The sequence below is a fragment of the Rurimicrobium arvi genome, from assembly GCF_039540495.1.
Classification (GTDB): domain Bacteria; phylum Bacteroidota; class Bacteroidia; order Chitinophagales; family Chitinophagaceae; genus Rurimicrobium; species Rurimicrobium arvi.
Genome location: NZ_BAABEZ010000002.1, coordinates 207994 through 230672 on the forward strand (window position 1 = coordinate 207994; position 22679 = coordinate 230672).

The following is a 22679-nucleotide window of genomic DNA, read 5'->3' on the forward strand; positions in this document are numbered from 1 at the left end:
TATTTTTAGATGAGTACTTATTTTTTTGTGTTGATCTCCGCCTCGCGCACCACGATACTCATGCGCAAAGGCACCAGTCGCTCTTTACCCATGATCATCTGGCCGATATCTGAAGCCATAAAGTTGCTGAAGCCGGTGGCGAGACCCTGGTACGTTTCATTTTTGATATAGGTCATTTTCCGTACCAGCGGATAATGCTTCAATGCGATATCAGCCTGGTAGGGTTGATAATATTCCTGCATTGTATCGCTGTAAACAGAAGCTACTTTGATACTTGTTGAAAAACGTTCGGCTGTGGAGTCCATTGTGTCGGTTACGAAACTTAAGCCCACAAATCCAAGCGCTTCGGGATTTTTCTTTACATAATCGATCACCTGCTGGTTTCCTTTTACCGCGTACAGATTTTTACCTGTTTTCTGACCGCCCATTACGGAATCGGTGATAAAGCGCAGGGTACTGGATCCGGCATTATCGAAAACAATCGTGTATTTTTTCTGCGATTCGCCGGCGATAATGCCTTTCAATTCCAATATGCTGAAAGCCGTGTCTTTTGCATCTTTATTGCAGACAAGCGCTACCGCATCTTTTGCCAGTTCCAGCGAGCTCGGCACGTTTTTGTTGTTCAGGCAATATTGCTCTTCTTTTTCGGTAAGCTTGCGGGAAACAACGATCAGTTTGGTCTTCCCCGCGAGGTAATCCTGTATGGCTTCCGCCTCGGGTTTATAACTTACCTCGATTTTGGCATCGGGGTAATTGCTCATAAACACCTTCACTTCTTCCTCGATCACAGGCTTATAGGTTTCATCCACCACCATTTTAAGGACGCCTGAAGTAGGAGTGTCGGTTTCCTTCGGTACAGATTTGTCTTCGCCGCAGGACGCCAGGCTCAGTGTTCCCAAAGACAGAGCGATTAACTGATTTTTGAAACGCATACGTGCAAGTTTAGACATTAATTGTGTGGTATCGTTGACCCGCATTTTGAATCTAACAGAAAATTAACAGGCTTGCTAGTCGCGGCTTTTGCTCATTTGCAAGTCTTTCGATCCGCGCCAGATGCGGAACAAACCGTACAGGCCCAGCAGGGAACAAAGCCCGTAAGTGGAAAAGTCCGTCAGTTCGATACTGCCGAATTTCCGCATGTATAGTACCAGTCCTCCCATTAAAAGATATACCAGGCCCATGGCAAGGTGAAGATAAGCTCTCCATTTGGGGGGATTGTGACTGTAGTCCTGATCCTGAGTGCTCATAAGTGCTGTTTTTTATTAAGAATGGCGCAAAAGTAGCGCAAATTGCCGCTTGAGATGTATTTATAAGATGAAAACAGCGTTTTTATCCATAAAAGCAGATCAGGATATCACCGGAAACTGGCGTAAGTGGTGTGCCGCATGTTTGGCCAGGAGATGGTAGCTCAGTTCTTCGTCCAGCAAACCGAAAAACGGGTTGGCGACTTTCAGTTCCGGCAGGCGCTCAAAGGCATCAAATAATTCAGTTACCGCCCTGGCTACATCGGCCACTGCAGTTGCATAGTCGGGATGTACTGTAGCCGGAGGCGTTTCGCTCATCAGCGGATTGGGAGTATTTTCCCTGAAACTTTTGTCGCTGCGCAGAAATGCATGTAATTTTTCCGTTGCTTCAGGAGCGTAGAAGCTTTCGGTAACTACAGGATTACCATAACCAAGACGGATATATTCGGCCATGTGCTCCACCATTTGCTGCGGATTCATTTTACCGAATAAAGGCTGTGCATCCGGACTGATCCTTTTCAGTTTTTCGGGGAATTCCCGGATGAATTGTTTTTGAGCGTTCATTGTTAAGCCTGTTTGCAGCGCAAAATTAGAAGATTCCGAGTCTGAAATCCTTTAATTTTGTGGTTTCCCTTAAAATACTGAACAATGACGAAGCGCGCACAGTTACTCCAGGAGCTTAAAAAACGCATTATGATAATCGACGGAGCCATGGGCACGATGATCCAGCGGTACAAGCTGGAAGAGGAGGATTATCGCGGGGATTTATTCAAAAACTGGCCGTCTGACCTGAAGGGTAACAATGACCTGCTGTGTCTTACCCGCCCGGAGATCATTCAGGCGATCCATCGTGAATACCTGGACGCCGGAGCAGATATTATCGAAACCAATACATTTAATGCGCAGCGTGTTTCGCTTGCAGATTACGGCATGGAAGCATATGCCGACCAGATCAACAGGGCTGCGGTAAAGGTAGCAAGGGCTGCGGTCGATGCATTTGCAGCGGATCACCCGGGTGCGCAAAAATGGGTTGCCGGGGCAATTGGTCCGATGAATAAAACGCTTTCCTTGTCGCCGGACGTAAATAATCCCGGTTACCGGTCTATTACTTTCGACGAGGTAGCTGACGCTTATTATGAGCAGATCAAAGCGCTGGATGAATCGGGAGCGGATATCCTGCTGATTGAAACTATTTTCGATACGCTGAATGCCAAGGCTGCGGTATTTGCGCTGAACCGTTATTACGAGGAAAGCGGCCGGGAACCTTTACCGGTGATGATCTCCGGTACGATCACCGATGCATCGGGCCGGACCCTGAGCGGGCAGACGCTGGAGGCTTTCTATGTTTCTATGATGCACGCAAACCCGGTGAGTATTGGTCTGAACTGTGCCCTGGGCGCGGAGCAGATGCGCCCGCACATTGAAGAGCTTTCGGCCCTCGCTGCATGTAACGTGAGTGCCTATCCCAATGCCGGTCTTCCGAATGCAATGGGAGAATATGATGAAACTCCTGAAATGACCGCTTCCATAGTAGGTTCGTTTGCTGCGAACGGTTGGGTGAACCTGGTCGGAGGCTGTTGCGGTACAACACCACCGCATATCCGGGCTATCGCAGATCAGATGAAAAAATATCCGACGCGTCCACTGCCGGAACTCGCGACGGTCTGAAAATAAACGCGCCAGCAACGCAAAAGAAAGCCGCCGGAATAAGTGTTCCGGCGGCTTTTGTTATAATGTTTATTGTCAGATATCAGTATTATGCCTCATCAGTTATCTCCTGGCATAATTCCACGAGCACACCACCGCTTGTTTTGGGGTGCAGAAAGCATACGAGTTTATTATCCGCTCCTTTTTTGGGGCTCACATTCAGTAGTTCGAAACCGAGCGCTTCCAGTCGTTTCATTTCAGCCTGGATATTTTCCACCTCGTAAGCAATGTGGTGGATGCCCTGTCCTTTTTTGGCAATAAACTTTGCAATAGGGCTTTCCGGGTCGCTCGCCTCAAGTAATTCTATTTTAGAATCACCCACACGGAAGAATGCTGTCGAAACGTGTTCACTTTCCACTACTTCCGTTTTATAGCAGGGTGTATTTAACAATTGTTCATATAATTCGATCGAGTCTTTAAGATTCGCGACTGCGATACCGATGTGTTCAATTCTGATCATCCGGATAGCTTTTTGAAATACGTTTATAGTATTATGGAATTAGTTTTTAGGGGTAAAGTAGCGGTGATGGACTATCTTTGTACTGCAAAACTAAACAACAATCAATTAGAAATGGAATTACAATTGCCGATATATTTGGACAATAATGCAACCACGCCCATGGATCCCAGAGTGCTGGAAGCAATGTTGCCCTATTTTACGGAGAAATTTGGTAACGCTGCAAGCCGGAACCATGCGTTCGGCTGGGTAGCGGAAGAAGCGGTGGATTACGCCCGTGAGCAGGTGGCAAAGCTGATTCATGCGGATCCTAAGGAAATCATTTTCACTTCGGGCGCTACAGAATCAGACAATCTGGCAATCAAAGGCGTGTACGAAATGTATGCGGCGAAAGGAAATCATATCATTACCTGTACCACGGAGCATAAGGCTGTACTGGATACCTGTAAACACATTGAAAAGCTCGGAGGAAGTGTAACTTACCTCGATGTGCAACCCGATGGATTGGTGGACCTGGCTCAGCTGGAAGCTGCGATCACTCCTCAGACAATATTGATTTCCATTATGTATGGAAATAACGAGATCGGTGTGGTACAACCCATCCGCGAAATCTCTGCAATTGCAAAAAAGCATGGTATCCTGTTTTTTACTGATGCCACACAGGCTGTAGGTAAAATTCCTGTGGATGTGCTGGCTGATGGCATCGATCTGATGGCATTCAGCGGACATAAAATGTATGGTCCTAAAGGTGTGGGTGTATTGTATGTGCGCCGTAAAAATCCGCGTGTAAAGGTAACTGCCCAGATGGACGGCGGTGGCCATGAGCGTGGTATGCGTAGCGGTACGCTCAATGTTCCGGGTATTGTGGGATTAGGAAAGGCGTGCGAGTTGTGCCGGCTGGAAATGGATGAGGAAGCAAAACGCCTGAGCAAACTGCGTGATAAACTCGAAGCTGCGCTTACTCAGATCGAGGAATCTTACGTGAATGGTAATCGCGAAAGCAGACTGCCCCACGTTACCAATATTTCCTTCAAATATGTAGAGGGTGAAGGCCTGCTGATGGGTTTCAATAAAGAGATCGCATTGTCCAGCGGTTCTGCCTGTACCTCTGCTTCTCTGGAACCCTCTTATGTACTGAAATCACTGGGCCTTGGCGATGACCTTGCACACAGTTCCCTGCGTTTCGGATTGGGACGTTTCACTACTGAAGAACAAATCGACTATACGATCAAGGCTATTTCCGGCACAGTGCTGAAGCTGCGTGAAATGAGTCCGCTCTGGGAAATGTTTAAAGAGGGAATTGATCTTGACAAGATCGAGTGGGCACACCACTAATCATTTGTTTCAGGATTTTTTTACAACAACAATCAAAAAATTACATCATGGCATATTCAGAAAAAGTAATAGATCATTATACTAACCCCAAGAATGTGGGTACGCTTGATAAAAGCAAAAAAAATGTGGGAACAGGTCTGGTAGGAGCTCCTGAGTGCGGAGACGTTATGCGTTTGCAAATTGAGGTGGATGAGGAGAGCGGCATTATCAAAGACGCGAAATTCAAAACTTTCGGTTGTGGTTCTGCTATCGCATCTTCTTCCCTGGCTACAGAATGGCTGAAAGGAAAGACGGTGGATGAGGCGATCAACATTGACAATATGGATATCGTTGAAGAACTGAATCTGCCTCCGGTTAAAATTCACTGTTCTGTATTGGCAGAGGATGCAATCAAATCTGCAATCAATGATTACCGTGTGAAAAACGGTTTGCCTGAGTTAACTGAAGAAGGCGCGAAACACTAATTGTAAATACAGCAGGTTTTAAAATTAAAACTATGGCAGCAGAAGTGGGCGCTATTACTATTAGCGAGAAGGCGAGAGAGAAAGTGTTACAATTAATGCAGGATAGCGATCTCGGAGCAGATTATTTCCTTAGGGTAGGCGTGGTAGGCGGCGGATGTTCCGGTCTCTCGTATAAGCTCGATTTCGATAATGAACTTCAGCCGAAGGATCAGGTGTTTGAAAGCGATGGCATCAAACTGGTAACGGATCTGAAGAGTTTTCTTTATCTCTGTGATACGGTTCTCGATTTTACAGACGGACTGAATGGCAAAGGCTTTCATTTCATCAATCCTAACGCCAGTCGTAGCTGCGGCTGTGGAGAGAGTTTTGCCGTATAAATCCTTACATACGTTAAAAAAGGCGCTGTATACCCCGGGTAACAGCGCTTTTTTATTTGAAATCAGTAATGAAGCAGTTTTGTGATATTGTACTTTCAAAAATAAATACTTGTAAACTGACAGCAAAATCAAAAAATGATACCTTTGAATGATTAGATGTTGACTAGAAATCAAATAGAAGCTGAATTAAGTCTTGCATATCTGCAAGCTATAGCCGCTGCAGAAACATTTGCAGTCGACGTTCCCCACATTGACAGTGATAGCGTGGATGCTATTATTTCTGGGAAAGGAAAAATTGATGTAACATCTTTAAGATACTCGCCACGAATTGAAGTGCAATTGAAAGCAACAATAAATGCGCAACCTAATGGCCAAGGGAACATACCTTTTGATCTAACGATAAAAAATTACGACGACTTAAGGGCTAACACTATCCTACCCCGTTTACTTATTCTTTTAACCTTACCACCACAACAGGTCGACTGGTTATTGCATCACCCAGATAAACTCATTATTCGAGACTGCTGTTATTACCTGAATCTAAAGGGGCAACCTGCAAGCGTGAATGGGGGACACCAACGAGTTTATATACCAACAGTAAATATTCTCACCCCTTCTGCATTAAGAAATTTAATGATTAAAGCCTCAAAATTAGAAGACTTATGACAGCGAACGAAATAATAAAAGCCGTTCTTGAGTTGAAGTTTACTGAACTTCAGGCCTATTTACGGAATACTGGTTGGGCAAGAATTGATACAATAAAGCAAAGCATTGCTCTGTTCCAAAAGCAAGTTGGCACTAACTTTTATGAAGTTCTCCTACCGTTATCAAAAGACTATTCAGACTATGCTTACAGGATCGTGGATGTACTTGAAAATATTGCACAAGCCGAGAGTCGAGAGGTACATCAAGTTCTAACAGATTTATCTATTCCACCTGGAGATACCGTTCGATTTAGAGTTATTAATAAAGATACCATTGGTGGTACCATCTCTTTTCTTGAAGGTTTTAATCTTTTAGAGGCAGCAAAAAAAGCTCTGTTTACAACAGCTTGTGATATTGTTCAACCGGAGAAATATCACAAACGTCTAGGATTGAAAGGTGCTCAACAATTTATCGAGGAGTGCAGATTAGGTCAAACAGAAAAAGGTAGTTTTATTGCATCAGTAATTTGTCCTTTTATAAATCAAACGCCTGAGGACAAACCTAAACAATTGACTATATTTAATCAAGCAGACGAGTTTAGGCATTCTCTCACAAGACAAGTAACAACGAGACTTATGCATTCTTTATCAGAAATTAAAAATGCAATAGATCGTGGCGAAGAAAACAAAATTGTCGAACTTGAAGGAGGAAATATCATTAGTGGGAACTTTCTAGAGAGCATAGTTGAATTAAACTCTACTACTAAAGAAACTACTGAAGTTGAGATCATCACAAGTTGGTCTGTCTTTACAGGTGAGCAACCAGCAATTGTCAAAGCTGTAAAATTTAGCAATGATTATATTCCTGTCTTAGAAAATATAATCAGCAAAGTAAAACCCATTGATAAAGGTATTGAAGACGATTTCATTGGAAAAATATCATTAACAAAGGCAGATCCGGATATTCATTCAAGAACTGAAGGCGAAATCATCTTAAATTATATTGTCGGGGACGAAGAAAAAGTATCTAAAGCGAAAGTAATTCTAAATAATGCTGATTACGATAAAGCATGTGAAGCTCACAAGCAAGGTAAATCAGTAAAAATCAAAGGTAAATTAATAACAATTGGACGAACAAAAATGATAGAAAATCCGTCATTTGAAGTAGTTTAATAGAGAGTAATGGAGCTATTGGAAAATAATAGCACGTACCTTGCAATTCAGAGCAGGAAATACATTTCAAGTTATAAAGCTAGTAATAGATATTATCAACTGCGCTGTATCCTTATAGATACGGCGCTTTTTCATACATCCTCATACATAACCAATAACTTTGCCGGGCAATGAAACGACTCTCTTCTCTGAATAAATATTTCTGGCGGCATAAATGGCGTCTGTTTTCGGGTATTTTATTTGTGACTATTGCCAACCTGTTCGCCGTTATTCCGCCCACGGTGATAAGAACCGTTATTGATGCGGTCGGTGAGGAGATAGATGTGTATCACCTGATCGGTGGAGGAAAGACACAGGAGCTTTTCCGCAACGAGATTTTCGGTCAGGTATTCTGGTATGGAATGTTGTTGCTGCTGCTCGCTTTTTTACGGGGAATCTTCATGTTCCTGATGCGCCAGACGATTATTGTGATGTCGCGCCATATTGAGTACGGGCAAAAGGAAGAAATCTATAATCACTACCAACAGCTGGATGCGCAATTTTTTAAATCGCACGCCACCGGTGACCTGATGAACCGTTTGTCGGAAGACGTATCGCGTGTGCGTATGTACACCGGGCCTGCGATCATGTACGCCGTGAACCTTGTAGTGCTTACGGTGATGTGCGTCTGGGGTATGCTGCGTGTAAATCCGCTGCTTACGCTTTGTGTACTGATCCCGATGCCGATACTGGGCATTTCTATTTATTATGTGAACCGGCTGATCTATAAAAAAAGTGAGAAAATCCAAAGCCAGTTGTCAGATCTCACGACAACGGCACAGGAAGCGTTTTCGGGTATCCGTGTGATTAAGTCGTTTGTGCAGGAAAAGAATATCATGCGTTTTTTTGATGCTCATTCCGAAGCATACAAACACAGTACGATCAATCTCGCAATGACGGAAGCGATCTATTTTCCGGCCATGAACCTTTTTGTCGGTCTCAGTATGCTGTCTACAATTCTTGTCGGCGGTTATTTCACCATTATCGGGAAGGCAACTGCGGGGAATATTGCCGAGTTTGTTATTTACATCAACCTGATGATGTTCCCGATGTTCATTATCGGTATGATCGCGAGCACAACCCAGAGGGCGGCCGCCTCCCAATCCCGCATCGATGAGTTCCTGAAGACAGAACCTGCGATTAAAGATCCGGAGCATGCGTTGAACCCGATTGTGCTGGGCGATGTGGCGTTTGATAAAGTTTCGTTTACGTACCAGCATACCGGCATTCAGGCACTCCGCGAGTTTTCACTGAAGCTAAGGGCGGGAGAGAAGCTAATCATCCTTGGAGAAACGGGTAGCGGCAAATCAACAGTGGGTCAATTGCTGTTGCGCATGTACGATCCGCAGTCCGGAAGCGTACGACTGGACGGTGTGGATCTGAGAGAAATGGATCTGAACCACCTGCGCAGGAACATCAGCTATACACCGCAGGATGCGTTGCTGTTTTCCGACACGATCTTCAACAATATCCGTTTCGGAAGAGACGATGCCAGTGAGCAGGAAGTATATGAGGTCGCGCGTATGGCGCATCTTGAAAACGAGATCAGCAGTTTTGCGGACGGCTACCAGACGGTGATCGGCGAAAGGGGAGTGATGTTATCCGGCGGTCAGAAGCAGCGTATTGTATTGGCCAGAGCCCTGCTCAAGAACAGTCCGGTATTACTGCTGGATGAATGTCTTTCTGCAGTGGATACGCAAACCGAGCAGATCATTCTTTCAAATCTGAAAAAGTACCTGGAAGATAAGACCGTGCTGGTGATCACGCATAGGATATTCACCGGCTGGAACTTTGATCAGATCATCGTAATGCGCGACGGGCAAATCGCAGAGCAGGGAGTGCATGATGAGCTGATGCAGCTGAACGGGCGCTATGCGAAACTTTTCCGTCATCAGACAGAAGCAACGCCCGCGTAAATGACAGCATGGATACATGAATTTCTGGTGCAGGTGAAATCGACCAGCTGGCTGGAATGGCTGGCGGCTGTTTTCGGCGTATTCAGTGTGTTGTTTGCACAACGTAACCATATCCTGCTTTATCCGACAGGCCTGGTCAGCACCGGTATTTATGCGTATCTGCTCTCGCGCAGAGAAGCGGGTTTATATGCGGAGGCATTACTGAACACATATTACTTTGTAATGACCCTTTATGGCTGGTGGCATTGGAAACGGGGTGATGGTGCAGCGGAGCTGGTAATTTCGATATGCAACACGGCAGAGTGGTTTATCACGATAGGCATAGTGCTTATTTTGTGGCCGCTCTTCTGGTACCTGCTGGGCTTTACGCCGTCTACCGTACCCGGTTGGGATAGTTTTGTATCGGCAACGGCCTGTGCGGGTATGTGGTTGCTGGCGCGTCGCAAAGTGGAAAACTGGATTTTGCTGAATCTGTCCAATCTGGTTGCGATACCCTTGTTTGCGTATAAGGGCTATTATGTAACGATGTTGCTGACGGTATTTCTGTTTATTGTTGCGATTTTCGGTTACTTCAGCTGGAGGCGACTGTACCGGCTGCGTACTGCGGCTTTTTAGCAGTTTATCATGTTTATTTAATGTACCTTTGTATTCTACTTTACCCGTTTTGTGACGGCGTTCCCGAGTATGGGGCCGACTGGTTTTGACAGCATAAGGCAGGGTGAGTAAGCGTGTCGTGCGTTGGATAATTAGCACGTAAATCTGAATACCCGAACTATAACTGGCAATACTACGTATGCCATGGCTGCCTAATCAGTGATTAGTCACCCATTTTGACCGCCGCAACGCAGCATGCCCTTAGCTGCAGCCGCCGTCTAAATCAAAAAAAATAGGGATAGCCGATGCATTGCTGCGCTGCAAAGGTGAAATCAAAGCAGCTAAGCGAAAGGTTGGTTTGACTGCTTCCTGCTTTTTCGCCGACAAATAATAACAGGATACACACGTAGAAAGCTCATTGGGCATATGTTTGGACCCGGGTTCGAATCCCGGCGGCTCCACTCCAGTGAAAGCCTTGCCTGGCAAGGCTTTCACTTTTTAACACAATGGGAAAGCCGAGTCCAAATCTTTGTAAGCAGGTTGCCATTCATTTGCAGCGACGTATGTTTTCCCGTTGACGTTACAGATTGGCCTCTTCTGCCGACTTATTCGTTTGCCTGGCTTATTTCAACGGCTTTACATTAAGCCAAATACAAATACATCTTTATAAACACGGTCGTCATCAGAACGCCTGAAGGGATATGCCAAGCACTGCCCTGAATCCTTTATTGTCTATTCTTTCTACAGGTACTGGTTTCTCGCCGATGGGAATTGTAATGATGGTCCATGATGAGGCAGAGGCGTTGTCGTATAGCTTGAATGACTGACTGAAGTTTCTTCCGACACCAAGAGTCAATTGCCATCCCCCGCTGAATTGATATTCCATCTTGGCGAGCCCTGTCCATTGGTTAATTTGGATAAACCTGTTGTTCTTATCGCTTGCAGATAAGCGGTAGCTTGCAGCATCGCCGTTGATTTCAATACCCACGCTTAGTTTTTTGTTTAAGTGGTATAATATCTTCGGTTTAATAGGAAATTGTCCGGTTATACTCCATTTGCGACCGGGCTTGTAGTCCACGTCGATAAAGGGCACCAGTTGGTTGCCAAAGAACTGACGGGAATAGGCAAGACCCCAGCCGGTGCTCAACCTGCCGGAATGTTTGTACCTGTAGCGAAAGCCTGCGGTATACCGAAAGTCTTTTATGCTTATTTCCTGCAGATCGGAAAATAAACCTGTTTGCGCAAATAAAGCAATGCTTTTATTACCCGACATTTTATAGATCGATATAGCCTGCAGGGTAAAGCCATGCAGGGTTTGCCTGTAGCTTTCCGGAAAATTATAAAATGCGGTATTCTTATAATTCATGACACCCACAATGCTATGTTTATTTTTCCTGTACACCGGAAGCGCGCATTTCAGCGCTGTTTGCTGTGCTATTGCCGCGGTGTCGTGATATTGAAAGCCGGATAAACCATAGTTTACCGATAACAGGTCCTTGTCTTGAGCAAAGCTATTAAGCGCTGCAAATATCATTAGCGCAAGATGGAAGTATCGTTTCATACGTGGATAATTTTCCCGTCCATCATCTCAATAGTCCGGTCGCTTTTAGCCGCAAAGTCATTGTCGTGTGTTACAGTGATGATTGTTTTGTTATGCTCGGCGGCCAGCTGCCTTAATATCTCGAAAACAATAGCCGTATTCTTGCTGTCCAGGTTACCTGTAGGCTCATCACCCATGATGATCGCTGGATCATTGATCAGTGCTCTGGCTATGGCTACACGTTGCTGTTGCCCGCCGGATATTTTAGAAGCAGGTTTTAACGCGTGGTCGTCCATGCCCAGTATTTTCAGCTTTTCATACGCATGGTGCTCTATTTCTTTGTTGCTGTACTTACCCAGTCGCAGGGCGGGGATCATTACATTTTTCAGACAGCTGAAATCGGGCAGTAAATAGTGAAACTGAAATACAAATCCTAAGTGTTCATTACGGAATGCGGCCAGTTCATTCTGCTTTCTGCCTGTGACGCTTTCGCCATTCAATTCCAAAAGGCCTTCATAGTCTGTATCCATGGTGGAAAGGATGTATAGTAGTGTGGACTTGCCGCAACCTGATTTTCCGGTGATGGAAACAAACTCACCTTTATTCACTTCAAAACTTACCTCATCCAACACCTGGAATCTTTCAGGCGTTAAAAAGTATTTTCCGATATTCTGAGCCCTAAGAGCGATGCTATTTTCCGTCATTGTCAGATGAATATTTTATCAGCCAATGATCAAACGCAATTGCCATTTTAAAGCATCCTGCCAGGTTGATGACAAGTGCACACAAAAACAAAAAAGTGTATACTGCTACGGTTTCGAATTGAAAGCAGTCACGACAGTCCGACAGTATAATAAACGTGTAAATAGAACAGAGCAGGCTTGTGATCAGTGCCGGGATGTAAACGCGAAGAATGATAAATTGAAGGATATGGATGAATAAATGAATCTGAAAGGCGAGTACCAGACCCAACCATAAGTTGTAAGACCTGGTGTTTATTGATAACAGGGTGATGGTACTTACCATTAGGAATTCCTCGGCAATAATTAAAGCGCGTGCGCTTTCCGAGATTTTTGTATGCAGCTGTATTACTTTGTACAGGCGGCGCTTCATTAGCCTTTGCTCAAGCATGGTCTTATTGCTCACGAGCCACGGTTTCAGCATAATCAGTTCCTCCAGTTCATGAATCATGAATACGGCTGGAAAAAGAGACATGTATGCATTTGCGGGTAACATAGCTATCCTCTGATAATGGTGACGGGATCAACCTTTGATGCTTTAACTGCAGGAATATATCCCGCGAAAAAGGCGGTGACAATACCAAATACGGCACCCTGTACGTAATGCCTCAGTTGAAAGGCAATGGGCAGATAAGCTACATTTCCCAGGCCAATGTATATTTTGGAAACGGTGAATGAAATGAGCCATCCGAAAAGTAAGCCTGCAACAGCCCCGACAACGCCAATAAACAATGCCTGCCGGATGAATATGCTGATGATATGGCCACTCTGAAAACCTGTTGCTTTGAGTATGGCGATCTCTTTTATTTTTTCATAAATGACCATATTAAGGATGTTGTAAATGCCGAAGCCCGCCACGATGAGTATGGTGATCACTACTGAATTGGCAATAACATCTCTGATCTTTTTGCCGGCAAGTGATTGTTCATTATTGCTCTGCCAGGTTTCCACCGTGTATCCCGTTTCGGACGCTATGCTCCGGGCCAAACCGGTCGTGTTGTTGTAATCTTTTATGTTGATGTAGATGTCCGTAATATAGTTGCGGTCTTTACGCAGCAACTGTTGCACAAACGATATGTTGGTATAGCTTCGGGTATTGTCAATCCCTTTGATGGTTGTCTTAAAAATACCTACAATCTCCAGTCTTTTGGAAGCTGCATTGGTCGTGGAAAGGGTGATGTAATCACCTTTGGAAACATTCAGTTTCTCCGCTAATCCGGTGCCAATAATGATTCCGTCCGGATTGCCGGCCAGTGCGTCGACAGACCCTGAAATCATGGTTGAGGATATGTCAAACATTTTATCCTGCTCCCGTATATTCACACCCGACACATTGCCGTTTTCCTGTACGTTGCTGTTGGCATAAATCACATTGGTACTTACCTGTTTGCTCATTGCGGTGATTTCTGCCCGATGTTGCAGTTGTTGCAGTACAGCATCCGGATCCGCTATTCTGGAGTCGGTGTTGACAAATTTCGGGTTGCTGATAAGGTTGATGGTTTCCCCGCCGGCATATTTATCAAGCATCTGATTGTCGCTCATTTTAGGGTCGTTGTACAATCGTAAATGAGGCGTGCTGCTCAGCATGCTCTTCTCTGACCATTCATTACTGCCCGTAATCAGTGCGTTCATGAAGATGAACATACTGATGCCAAAGGTGACGCCCAATGCTGCTACGATGGTCTGCTTTCGCCGGCTGACCATGTAGGTAAATGCTATTTCTGTATTGATACCGATTTTCATTGTCTGATGTCTCTTCTGAATTCCAGCTGGCAGGACGGGTATTTTAAAGCATAATATGTGGTATAGTGTTTATCGAGGTTAAGCGTTCGGTTGGTTACGTATGCCGACACATAGGTACCTTTTACCGGCTCCAGCTTAAAGCCTGTCTTGTAAAACGGATAGAGAAACAAAGCTTCGTCCTTTGCCTGTATCCAGTTGAAATCAAAGTTTACCATTGCTTTGAAATTCTTTTTGATGCTGAATTCTGTGTTGATCGCGGCAGTATATCCTGCTACCCAGTCTTTCTGATCGTACTCGGTAAATACTGCCCACTGGCTGAAGGGACGATTATTGTAGCTGATGGGGTATACCTGATCGCCGGTGAAATTAGAACCGACAGGTCGGTCTGTTTTGCGATAATGTGTATTCTGCTCTTTGCGAAATCTATCATTATAACCGCCGCCATAATAGCGGTATTCGGCAGTCGCATCTACATACCATCTGCCTGCGGTGAACTTGGTTTTTATTCCTGTCAGCAAAGCATAGTTGTCTCGGGTTTCAAAAGAATCGTTGAAGCGATATGCAATCTGTGTATATGCCCGGAATATTTTGTTGTAAACTGCGGCTGAAACGTCTATTGACGAATTGCCGTAAGCAGGTCCTAAGTACTTGGTATGCCCGGCACGGATATCCGCATTCAGCCGCGTACCGATGCTCAGTTTCTCCAGCGATACAGTTTGTGTCCTGGTGCCGTCAATATTCAGGCCTATTGAGTTTTGTAAATCGGTTACTGATGTGGCAGACAGGTGTAGTTTTTTATACGAAACAGCAGCCTGCAAGCCCTGCATGTCAATATTATAAATACTCAGTCCTTCATAGTCTTTGAAATTTTCGAAGTAGCCGATTTTTGCGTTCAGGGATAAGGGTGTTTTGCCTATAGCGAACAGGTTCTTGTAGTCAACGTAGTAACGTGGCAGGACGGATATATTGTAGGTGTTGTACGGCCCCCATGAAAATCCACCGTTATTAACTTCCAGTGAACCGTAGACGTCTAGCCCTTCTGCGGCATGGTACCAGCTATGAAAGCGCAGGTAAGAGGCGCCATGTCCCATGGGGTTGTCGGTGGCGGCAAGATGCTGGTCTATACCCCATAGGCTTGCCAGTGCCTGCTCCTGCGAACGGCGGCTGTTCAGATAATCGGGCACCAGTATATCTGTTGCATCACCTTTCTTTAAGGATTGCTGCTGCGAGTAGACACCGCCCGAGATATCAAAAAGAAAATTCCTAAAGTGAATGCTATCGCCTGTGTCAGGTTGCGCTGTAGCATTGATGCTAAAAAGCAATACCATGAATATACCGCCTGCATTTTTTTTCATGTCTTATAATTTCTCGATTTTGTCAGTCAGGGCCAGTCCTGAGATCACTTCTACCCATTCATTCGATATAATACCTGTTTGAATAGCCACCGTATCCACCCGCTTATTTTTCTTTACCAACACATTCCCGTCCGGGCTGAGGCAACTGCGTGGGATTAGCATGGCCTTTTCTTTCCTGGTTATGATGATATTTGCCTGTAACAGGGTACCGTTGATAATGCCTGCAGCACTTGTATCAAAAGCTGCTTCTGCTGTGTATGCCTGGCTGGCGGCATCAAAAGCAGGATATATTTTGGTGAGGTAACCGGTGTATGTCTTCCCTTTTTCTGTATTCAGCCCAATAAGCACTTTCTGCCGGAGGTGCAGTTTCGCGATACTGACTTCATCAATGCTCAACACTATTTTTAAATCAGCAACACTGCCCAATACAGCAACAGCTTCCCCTTTGCGTACCAGTTCCCCTTTCTTTTTCAGCAGCGTATATACTTTATAAATACCCGGCGATTTTACATTATAATATCCCGTATTTACGGATGCCGTCTGAAGCTGGCTGCGGCTGTTTATGAGCGTTTGCTTCAGGTTTAATGTTGTCTCTCCGAGATTTTGCCTGATAACAGCGACATTGTTTGCTGCATTATCGTAGTTCAATTGTGCGTTATCCAGATCAACTTTTGCTACGGAATGTGTATAATACAGCCGTTGCATTCTTTCCAATTGTGTTTTATCTGCCTGAAGTTGTTGGCTGGCAGACAGCAGCTTTGCCTGAAGTTCCTGTAACAATGGAGAACCAGGGGCTGCCTGCTGGTTTGCAATGTCCAGATTTTCTGCCGCGCTTTGCTGCTGTATGGCTGCGGCGGCGTTGTCCTGCGCAAACAATGTTTGATCGGTTGCTACCGTATCGCCCTCTGTTACCAACACGTCTTTTATATAGCCATCATTCAACGCTGTCAGTGTGAACTGGTCTTTAGCTTCTATATGTCCCGATGCAAAGACAGCTTCCGTTATCGGCGCCATAATGGGTGAAACGAATTCGTCTTTTTTTGCCTTGCAGGAAAATAGAAACAACGTTATGCTCACTGAAAAGATTGGAAAGTGTCTCATTCTGTAAAATTTATCCGGCGGATTTTTAACCGGTACTGCTGTATGAAATAATCGCTCATGCTTTGCAGATATTCGTTCTGGTTAGTGATCAACTCTGAATAAACCTTTAGTCTTTCATCCAGGGATATAATGCCTTCTTCCATTCTTTTACCGGCATGCGCATCATTGTTTTGATACAGTTTTAATATGGTGCCCGATCGGTCAAAGGCAGCTCCGGCACTATTGAATGATGACCTGATATCCTGATCGGCAATTGCTGACTGCAACCTGGAAGCCTCATATTGTTGCTGTTTGAGCTCGTAATCCATTCTTGCTTTTTGTACCTGATAGTGTTTGGTATTTCCGTTGAACAAGGGTAGCGATAACCTCAGGCCCCAGTACTGCTGCGGTATGGTATTGCTGTTGTCGAATTTCAGAAAATCGTCTGCAGCAACTTGTGTGTTGTATTGATACACTGCCGAAAGCGTTGGTGCAAAAGCAGCTTTTGAAGATTGCCATTGGGTTTTGGAAGCCAGCATTTGCTTGTAGGAAAGCGCCACATCCGGATCTGGCGCAAACGAAGTGTCTTCGGTAAAAGCGATAGCAATAAAATTACTGTCGGAGATATGGATACTGTCGTTTGTATTGAGTAACTGCCTGAGGCTGTTCCGTTGCAATGCCTGATTTTCTTCAGCAATATCAAGGCTTTTGGCGGCCTTTTCTCTATTGATCAACGCTGTGTTCAAAGTAACTTCGCTTATCTGCCCTTCGGCGAATTTGTTCCGGGCAATATCGTATAATGCGGTGGCTGTTTGCAGGTTTTCGCTCGATAATTGAGCTGCCTTGCTCAGTAACAGGCAGGAATAATAGGCATTGGCCAGCTGCTCATACAGGTCTGCCTTTGATTTTGCGATATTGAGTCCCGCTATTTCTTCATTTAATTTTTCGGCTTTAATGCTGAACCAGTCTCTGGTATTCAGCAGGTCAAACTGTGCGGTGATGTTTGCGTTATAAATATACCGTCTGCCGAATGTGGCTTCAGTATAAGTGCCTGCCGGTGCTGTGGGGTTGAACAGACTGGCCGGTATTAATGTAGGCTGGATTTTTATATTGTCTGTAAATGCACCATTTGCCGAGATTGCTGGCAATAAATTCCCATACGTCTGTTGCACGTTCTTCCTGGCAATGTATTTTTCGGCTTCCATTGTTTTAATGCGGATGTTATGCATGTCTGCATAAGCCCATACGTCCGGCAAAGAGCTAAAGCTGATCTGGGCATTAACATACGGAGCCTTTAAAAGAAGAAATAATACCAGTAAGCTTTGTCGGGCGCATGACTTTTGCATCGTGATAGTCCTGGCCCGAAAGCTGCCCGCACAAAGACGTTTTTGCATCGTCATTTAACCTTTGTCCACGTTTGTGATTTGCTCATAAAGCCAGCTTTGGCAGATAATTCCAGTTCTCCATTGGCTTCTATATTGGCGGTGCATGGAAATGTCTTTCTTTTTTTTGGCAGGCGCAGAGTGCCGCTATAGACATTGTTGTTGTATTGGAGGCCGGTGATCTGCTTTTGGCCGATGAGGTTTCTGTCGGTAGCTTCTTTGATGATGGCTTCGTAGCCGTCACCGGTTTTTACGAACTCTATAACCCTCGTCCGGTCTTCATTCGCCCACTTACCTAAAATGGCTTCGCCGTTTGTTTGTGCTTTTGCAGCGGTTACGAACAGACTTGTTATAAACAGTAAGAGCGTCAGCAATGGTTTCATTGTCATTTTGCATTATTTTAATTGTGAGTACAAAATTCCCGGATGATCCAATTTTTGCATGCTGTTAAGTTTCCCAGGCAGGCAATTTGCCCGGTGATGCGGGCGCCAACGGTATATAATAGCCCCGTGTGACGACCTGACCGCAGATGTGTGCGGGCATAAAAAAGCCACAACAAATGCTGTGGCTCGTTTTAAAGTTGTTCGAATTTATCAGAAAAAAAACTGCTCTGAAATGATCTTCCCGTCTTTCACTTCATACACTGCTACCTCGTCGAACTGCTGCCTCCCCAGTCCTTTTAATGAAACGTCCATGCCCATAGTACAGGCAAAGAAGTTGCCCGCTACCATAGGCGCGTTCGTATAGGCACTATGCATTTCTTCGATCATATCATGAAACTGCTTGCCTTTGGCAATGATGTTGTCGATACCCTGTACCGACTGAAACGGTGCATTTGCCGGTTCAATGCTTCTGGCATCTGCACTGAATAACTCAGTCAGAATTTCGTCAAATTTATTTTGTTGTGCCAGTTCATTAAACCGGTCTGCTACTTGTTGTGTTGTCATGTTGTGTGTAACTAATTATGGTTAAGAAATGATAACTATGCTTTATACTCGTGACCCCCGCTATCGCTCCAGTTCATGATAAACTCTTCCCGAACGATTTTTCCCTCCCGTACCGTAAATACACCAAACTCATCAAACTTCATACGCCCTGCTCCTTTCATGTCAAAGTCCATACCAATGCCCACTGAAAACATATTGCCGGCAATGATCGGTTGTGTGGTGTAACCTGCATGGATTTTTTCAATCATTGATGTGAAGTGCATTGCTTTTGCCTTTACATGCTCGATTCCTTTTGTATAGGGCTGGCTTTTGCTGTTGGGCGGCTCTATACACTCAATATCATCATGGTAATAGGTATCGATGATTTCACTCCATTTCTGTTGTTGTGCCAGCTCGTAATAATGCTGCGCTACTTGCTCTGTGGTCATGTTTCTGTTTTTTTAGCTAACAATATTTTATGGCTGATAAGGGCCTCCGGTTTCGCCCCAACCCCACCTGGGCATTGGTTCGTGTTCCGCCAGGTCGATGTGATCGGTATTACTGTTTAAGACGGCTATACGTGTGCCCCATTCAATATAGGCCACGAAGGCCGACCGGAATTCAGGGTCGCCTGGCAATTCAATCTCATCTGCAGTTTCCAGCAGAAGGGCCACCCATCGTTTGCGGTGCTGCTCGGTAAGGTGTTTTGAAAAGTGCTTCCGGATCATGGTAAAATGGCTGCCGCCCGCCTCGGTATAAGCTTTGGGGCCTCCAAAAACTTCGGCAATAAAATGGGCTACGTGCTGCTGATGTTGCGGCGCCATGTGTTTAAAGATTGGCTCCAGCAACGCGTCTTGCAATACTTTTTTGTAAAACATTGTTGTTAGCTGTTCAAAAACGGGCATTCCGCCGGCCCACTCGTATAGTGTTGGTGTCTGCTTCATTTCTTATGTAGTATTTATAGTATTTCTGTTTGCAACAAGGCGGTTGGTTTTTAAGTGAAAACTGCTGCGTTCCACATCGGCAAGATTTACCGGCTTGTATTTCATCAGCAGGTAAGCAGCGATCAATACAAAACCCGTACTGATTACCGCAACGATATACTGCTTATCGAACGCCGAGGCAATATTGTTGGTCAGGTGAAAAATAATGGCAGCCAATACGCTTCCGCGACTGATATTAAAGATTGCAGTCAGTATAATCGTCCCGACAAAAAGCCCGAAGAAAAAGCCGGATATCATGCCGACGCTGAACTGAAAACGCCATAGGAAAAAGGGCAGATGCCATAGGCCCCATACCAGGGTGAGTAACACAGATGAGGTAAGGGCGGAGTATCGGGTCTGAAGATGGGGCAGGGCAAAGCCACGCCAGCCCAACTCTTCCAATAATGCATAGCTTACGAAGGGCAGACCCCAGCCCACATAAGACTCCGGCGTGCTCAGGCTAAACTGTGATTTTGTGGTCCCGAAGGAAAAGGATGTACCGGTAAATAGCGGATACAATAGGTAACCCAACACAAAAAGGCATAAAGGAGTCAGGGAAAGATAAAAAGCCTTTTTATTTATAAGGCCGGGCCGTAATGTATCCAGCAGTGCGCGTACCCCTGCGTTTTTATAGCATACAGCACTTGTAATGATAGCCGCCAGAAATGGTCCTGCCGATCCGAAACAATACAGAATATTCAGCTGGTCCAGCGAAATCCTGTTTTGTGTGTATAAAAAATAAAGCCCAAAAACGATGGGCCATGTAATGGCGTATGCGATGATGACGAATATCCAAAGTTGCCTGCTCATGTTTTGTTTTCAATTACTACTTATTATAGCTGATATCCCGGCCTTGCGTATGTATTTACTCCGGGTTGCCCATGCGCACGCGGTAAGCTTTGTCGGCTTCGACCAGCAATTTTACCAGGGCGGGGTTATCTATATCCTCTTCGTGTTCGATTGCAACGTACCTGTGTACCTTACCCGAGCCCTGTAACAATCGTTTTGGGTCCGGCAATTCGGTACCCCGCCATAATCCCAGCTTTACCCCTTTCTTTGACAAAATGATGGTACAAACAGTGTGTTTATAGCCTTGGCCATATCCATAACCAATCAGTTTTGACGAAAAATCCGGGGTTTCGTTAATGCCGTTCAATTGCTCCGAAATCAATTCCCGAAGCCTCGAAAACATGCTGACTACAAGCTCCGGATAACCCTGCAACAGCTCATCTGTTTTTTTGTTCATAGCTATTCCTTTACTAACCTTCCAGCCATTGCAAAAAGTCACTTGCCTTCGCTTTGCTCACAATTAGGTGTTCAGGTGTGTCTGCCACCAGTTTTACAACCAGTTTCCTGGCAAAGAATCGCTCCGCGTTCGCGATAGCTGCTTTGTTAATGATGAATTGCCGGTTAGCCCGGTAAAACATGGACGGATCGAGCGCGTTTTCGAGGTCTTCCAGTGTATTGGTAAGGTAAAATCTCTGATGGCTTAACGTGGTAATGTAAACGATGGTTTTATCCAGATAGAAATAGGCGATTTCCCTCACCTGAACCGGTATGATTTTTTCCTTTTGATGTACCAGCAGGACTGACTTGTAGTTGTTCTTCAGTTGGTTCAGCAGGCCCGGAAGTCCTTTGTTGTGCTCATTTTTTTCAAACACCGATTTTAAAGTATGAAATTTATCCAGTGCTTTCTCCACCTTTTCACGGGTGACAGGTTTTAGTAGATAGCTTACTGCATTAGTGTCAAAGGCATTCATCATATATTCATCAAAAGCGGTGCAAAAGACGACCGGACTTCGAATATTTACTTTGTTATACAGATCGAAGCAAAGGCCATCTGCTAATTGTATGTCAGAGAAAATCAGGTCTGGTTGTTTGTTAACTGTGAACCACTGCAAGCACTCTTCTACGGAATCGAGGATGGCCAGGATGTTGATGTCGTCATCTATATGCTTCAGGATATTTGCCAACTCCCTGGCTGCTTTGGCTTCATCTTCTATAATTAAGATATGGGTCATACAATAGGAAGTTTTACGGTGAAGGATACTTCGCTCTTCTCGATAATAACCTCTTTATTAAATAGCAGCTGATAGCGCTTTATTACATTGTCCAATCCTATACCGGTGGAAAATCGGGTAGACGATTTCGGTTGAAAATTATTGCAGACAATCAGAAAATTATCAGGCGAATTACTGATGTGAATTTTTAGTCGCCTGGCAACTGAAGCTATATTGTGTTTAATGGCATTTTCAATCAGCAACTGTAATGTAAGAGGCGGAATACCGGAATGCATGATCTTTTCATCCACCGCTATATCTACCTCAAACGCGTCTTCAAATCTTGTTTTAAGGATGTACAGGTATGAGGTGATAAATGCAAGCTCCTGTTTTATTGTGGCGGTATCCAGTTCTTTATATTGCAATACATACCGGTATACATTGGCTAGCTCAGCCACATAGGCCTTTACATTCTTTTCTTGTGTTAAAGAGCTGAGCGTGTTCAATGTGTTGAACAGGAAATGGGGACTAAGTTGTTCTTTTAACGATGACAAATTTGCAGCCAGCTGAGCTTGTCGTAGCTCGGCAATTTCCAGGCTGTTTTTTTGCTTTTCGGAAAGGACATACAGGTAATAGGAAATGAAGTAATACAATCCGCTTACCAGTAGGCCCCGGAGCAGTATTAAATACTGCCGTTTACTGGCAATTATTTCGGGAAATTGCAATGGGGTATTCAAAAAAACAGAAAAAAGGTAATCATATAAATAAGCTAAAAGCCCTACGCCCAATATGGCTATGCCAGACACGATGGCTCTGTATCGCTTGATCAGCAACCATTGCTTCCGGAACATGTATTGGAAAACAATCCAGCAGGTAATGCAAAAAACAAAATTGTATAGTAAGCTTACGATGATAAATCCGATATCGAAATACCCCATGCGTATCAGTCTCGGTGATGAGGCGATAAGAGATATCCCCAA

27 protein-coding genes and 1 other RNA gene are annotated in these 22679 nt (G+C 44.7%); 9 read left to right on the plus strand and 19 right to left on the minus strand.

The genetic code is table 11. The features are described from left to right. Nucleotides 1–17: 17 nt before the first annotated feature. The 3 genes from ABD846_RS02505 to ABD846_RS02515 all read right to left on the minus strand — a co-directional run bounded on the left by ABD846_RS02505 (nt 18) and on the right by ABD846_RS02515 (nt 1808). Nucleotides 18–932, minus strand: a complete 915-nt coding sequence (locus ABD846_RS02505; RefSeq protein ID WP_344822322.1) for a PstS family phosphate ABC transporter substrate-binding protein — start codon at nt 930–932, stop codon at nt 18–20. A 75-nt stretch (nt 933–1007) separates the two neighbouring features. Then, nucleotides 1008–1247: a hypothetical protein gene (locus ABD846_RS02510; RefSeq protein WP_344822324.1), complete on the minus strand. Its 240-nt coding sequence runs from the start codon at nt 1245–1247 to the stop codon at nt 1008–1010. Between the two features lie 99 nt (nt 1248–1346). Next, nucleotides 1347–1808 carry a hypothetical protein gene (locus tag ABD846_RS02515; protein ID WP_344822326.1) on the minus strand — a complete coding sequence of 154 codons (462 nt, stop codon included), beginning with the start codon at nt 1806–1808 and terminating at the stop codon, nt 1347–1349. 84 nt (nt 1809–1892) lie between these two features. Here ABD846_RS02515 and ABD846_RS02520 point away from each other — a divergent pair, with 84 nt between their 5' ends. After that, entirely contained in the window at nt 1893–2912 is a 1020-nt protein-coding gene (locus ABD846_RS02520) for a homocysteine S-methyltransferase family protein (RefSeq protein ID WP_344822328.1), read from the plus strand. A gap of 88 nt (nt 2913–3000) precedes the next feature. Here the strand turns inward: ABD846_RS02520 and mce are convergent, their stop codons facing one another. Further along, a complete protein-coding gene (mce, locus tag ABD846_RS02525; RefSeq protein WP_344822330.1) occupies nt 3001–3411 on the minus strand; it encodes a methylmalonyl-CoA epimerase in 411 nt (136 codons plus the stop codon). Between the two features lie 33 nt (nt 3412–3444). Between mce and ABD846_RS02530 the strand changes: the two genes are divergently transcribed. The 8 genes from ABD846_RS02530 (at nt 3445) to ssrA (ending at nt 10414) form a co-directional block, all read left to right on the plus strand. Further along, the gene (locus tag ABD846_RS02530) at nt 3445–4743 is read left to right on the plus strand and encodes an IscS subfamily cysteine desulfurase (protein ID WP_425568009.1); all 1299 of its coding nucleotides are present in this window, start codon (nt 3445–3447) and stop codon (nt 4741–4743) included. Between the two features lie 47 nt (nt 4744–4790). Continuing rightward, nucleotides 4791–5207: a Fe-S cluster assembly scaffold IscU gene (gene iscU, locus ABD846_RS02535; protein WP_344822332.1), complete on the plus strand. Its 417-nt coding sequence runs from the start codon at nt 4791–4793 to the stop codon at nt 5205–5207. Nucleotides 5208–5239: 32 nt separating this feature from the next. Continuing rightward, the gene (locus ABD846_RS02540) at nt 5240–5584 is read left to right on the plus strand and encodes a HesB/IscA family protein (RefSeq protein ID WP_344822335.1); all 345 of its coding nucleotides are present in this window, start codon (nt 5240–5242) and stop codon (nt 5582–5584) included. Nucleotides 5585–5740: 156 nt separating this feature from the next. Further along, nucleotides 5741–6250: a DUF4365 domain-containing protein gene (locus tag ABD846_RS02545; RefSeq protein WP_344822337.1), complete on the plus strand. Its 510-nt coding sequence runs from the start codon at nt 5741–5743 to the stop codon at nt 6248–6250. Beyond that, on the plus strand, nt 6247–7401 hold the full coding sequence (locus tag ABD846_RS02550; RefSeq protein WP_344822339.1) for a hypothetical protein: 1155 nt from the start codon (nt 6247–6249) through the stop codon (nt 7399–7401). The genes ABD846_RS02545 and ABD846_RS02550 overlap by 4 nt, the downstream gene beginning before the upstream one ends. A gap of 170 nt (nt 7402–7571) precedes the next feature. Beyond that, nucleotides 7572–9356: an ABC transporter ATP-binding protein gene (locus tag ABD846_RS02555; protein WP_344822341.1), complete on the plus strand. Its 1785-nt coding sequence runs from the start codon at nt 7572–7574 to the stop codon at nt 9354–9356. Further along, complete coding sequence (gene pnuC / locus ABD846_RS02560; protein WP_344822343.1) at nt 9357–9971, plus strand: nicotinamide riboside transporter PnuC; 615 nt, start codon at nt 9357–9359, stop codon at nt 9969–9971. It abuts the gene before it with no gap. A gap of 71 nt (nt 9972–10042) precedes the next feature. Further along, nucleotides 10043–10414: a transfer-messenger RNA gene (gene ssrA / locus ABD846_RS02565) on the plus strand. A 218-nt stretch (nt 10415–10632) separates the two neighbouring features. On the opposite strand, the gene ABD846_RS02570 is transcribed toward ssrA, so the two are convergent. From ABD846_RS02570 to ABD846_RS02640, 15 genes are all read right to left on the minus strand, one after another. After that, nucleotides 10633–11511, minus strand: a complete 879-nt coding sequence (locus tag ABD846_RS02570; protein ID WP_344822345.1) for a DUF6268 family outer membrane beta-barrel protein — start codon at nt 11509–11511, stop codon at nt 10633–10635. Beyond that, the gene (locus ABD846_RS02575) at nt 11508–12194 is read right to left on the minus strand and encodes an ABC transporter ATP-binding protein (RefSeq protein ID WP_344822347.1); all 687 of its coding nucleotides are present in this window, start codon (nt 12192–12194) and stop codon (nt 11508–11510) included. Before ABD846_RS02575 ends, ABD846_RS02570 begins: the two co-directional genes overlap by 4 nt. After that, nucleotides 12181–12705, minus strand: a complete 525-nt coding sequence (locus tag ABD846_RS02580) for an HXXEE domain-containing protein (RefSeq protein WP_344822350.1) — start codon at nt 12703–12705, stop codon at nt 12181–12183. Before ABD846_RS02580 ends, ABD846_RS02575 begins: the two co-directional genes overlap by 14 nt. A gap of 23 nt (nt 12706–12728) precedes the next feature. Beyond that, entirely contained in the window at nt 12729–13973 is a 1245-nt protein-coding gene (locus ABD846_RS02585; protein ID WP_344822352.1) for an ABC transporter permease, read from the minus strand. Next, nucleotides 13970–15328, minus strand: coding sequence for a hypothetical protein (locus tag ABD846_RS02590; RefSeq protein WP_344822354.1), 1359 nt, complete (start codon nt 15326–15328; stop codon nt 13970–13972). The genes ABD846_RS02585 and ABD846_RS02590 overlap by 4 nt, the downstream gene beginning before the upstream one ends. A gap of 3 nt (nt 15329–15331) precedes the next feature. Beyond that, nucleotides 15332–16429 (minus strand): efflux RND transporter periplasmic adaptor subunit, encoded by a 1098-nt coding sequence (locus ABD846_RS02595; protein ID WP_344822356.1) that lies wholly within the window; start codon nt 16427–16429, stop codon nt 15332–15334. Next, nucleotides 16426–17613, minus strand: a complete 1188-nt coding sequence (locus ABD846_RS02600) for a TolC family protein (RefSeq protein ID WP_486374923.1) — start codon at nt 17611–17613, stop codon at nt 16426–16428. Before ABD846_RS02600 ends, ABD846_RS02595 begins: the two co-directional genes overlap by 4 nt. A 191-nt stretch (nt 17614–17804) precedes the next feature. Continuing rightward, nucleotides 17805–18173: a DUF2147 domain-containing protein gene (locus ABD846_RS02605; RefSeq protein ID WP_344822360.1), complete on the minus strand. Its 369-nt coding sequence runs from the start codon at nt 18171–18173 to the stop codon at nt 17805–17807. A 210-nt stretch (nt 18174–18383) separates the two neighbouring features. Next, on the minus strand, nt 18384–18737 hold the full coding sequence (locus tag ABD846_RS02610; protein ID WP_344822362.1) for a SnoaL-like domain-containing protein: 354 nt from the start codon (nt 18735–18737) through the stop codon (nt 18384–18386). 35 nt (nt 18738–18772) lie between these two features. Further along, nucleotides 18773–19165, minus strand: a complete 393-nt coding sequence (locus tag ABD846_RS02615; protein WP_344822364.1) for a SnoaL-like domain-containing protein — start codon at nt 19163–19165, stop codon at nt 18773–18775. Nucleotides 19166–19192: 27 nt separating this feature from the next. Further along, nucleotides 19193–19660, minus strand: a complete 468-nt coding sequence (locus ABD846_RS02620) for a group II truncated hemoglobin (protein WP_344822366.1) — start codon at nt 19658–19660, stop codon at nt 19193–19195. A 3-nt stretch (nt 19661–19663) separates the two neighbouring features. Further along, a complete protein-coding gene (locus ABD846_RS02625; protein ID WP_344822368.1) occupies nt 19664–20509 on the minus strand; it encodes a CPBP family glutamic-type intramembrane protease in 846 nt (281 codons plus the stop codon). 55 nt (nt 20510–20564) lie between these two features. Further along, complete coding sequence (locus ABD846_RS02630) at nt 20565–20945, minus strand: DUF1801 domain-containing protein (protein ID WP_344822370.1); 381 nt, start codon at nt 20943–20945, stop codon at nt 20565–20567. 13 nt (nt 20946–20958) lie between these two features. Next, nucleotides 20959–21720 (minus strand): LytR/AlgR family response regulator transcription factor, encoded by a 762-nt coding sequence (locus ABD846_RS02635; protein ID WP_344822373.1) that lies wholly within the window; start codon nt 21718–21720, stop codon nt 20959–20961. Next, nucleotides 21717–22436 carry a sensor histidine kinase gene (locus ABD846_RS02640; protein WP_344822375.1) on the minus strand — a complete coding sequence of 240 codons (720 nt, stop codon included), beginning with the start codon at nt 22434–22436 and terminating at the stop codon, nt 21717–21719. The genes ABD846_RS02635 and ABD846_RS02640 overlap by 4 nt, the downstream gene beginning before the upstream one ends. Nucleotides 22437–22679 lie beyond the last annotated feature (243 nt).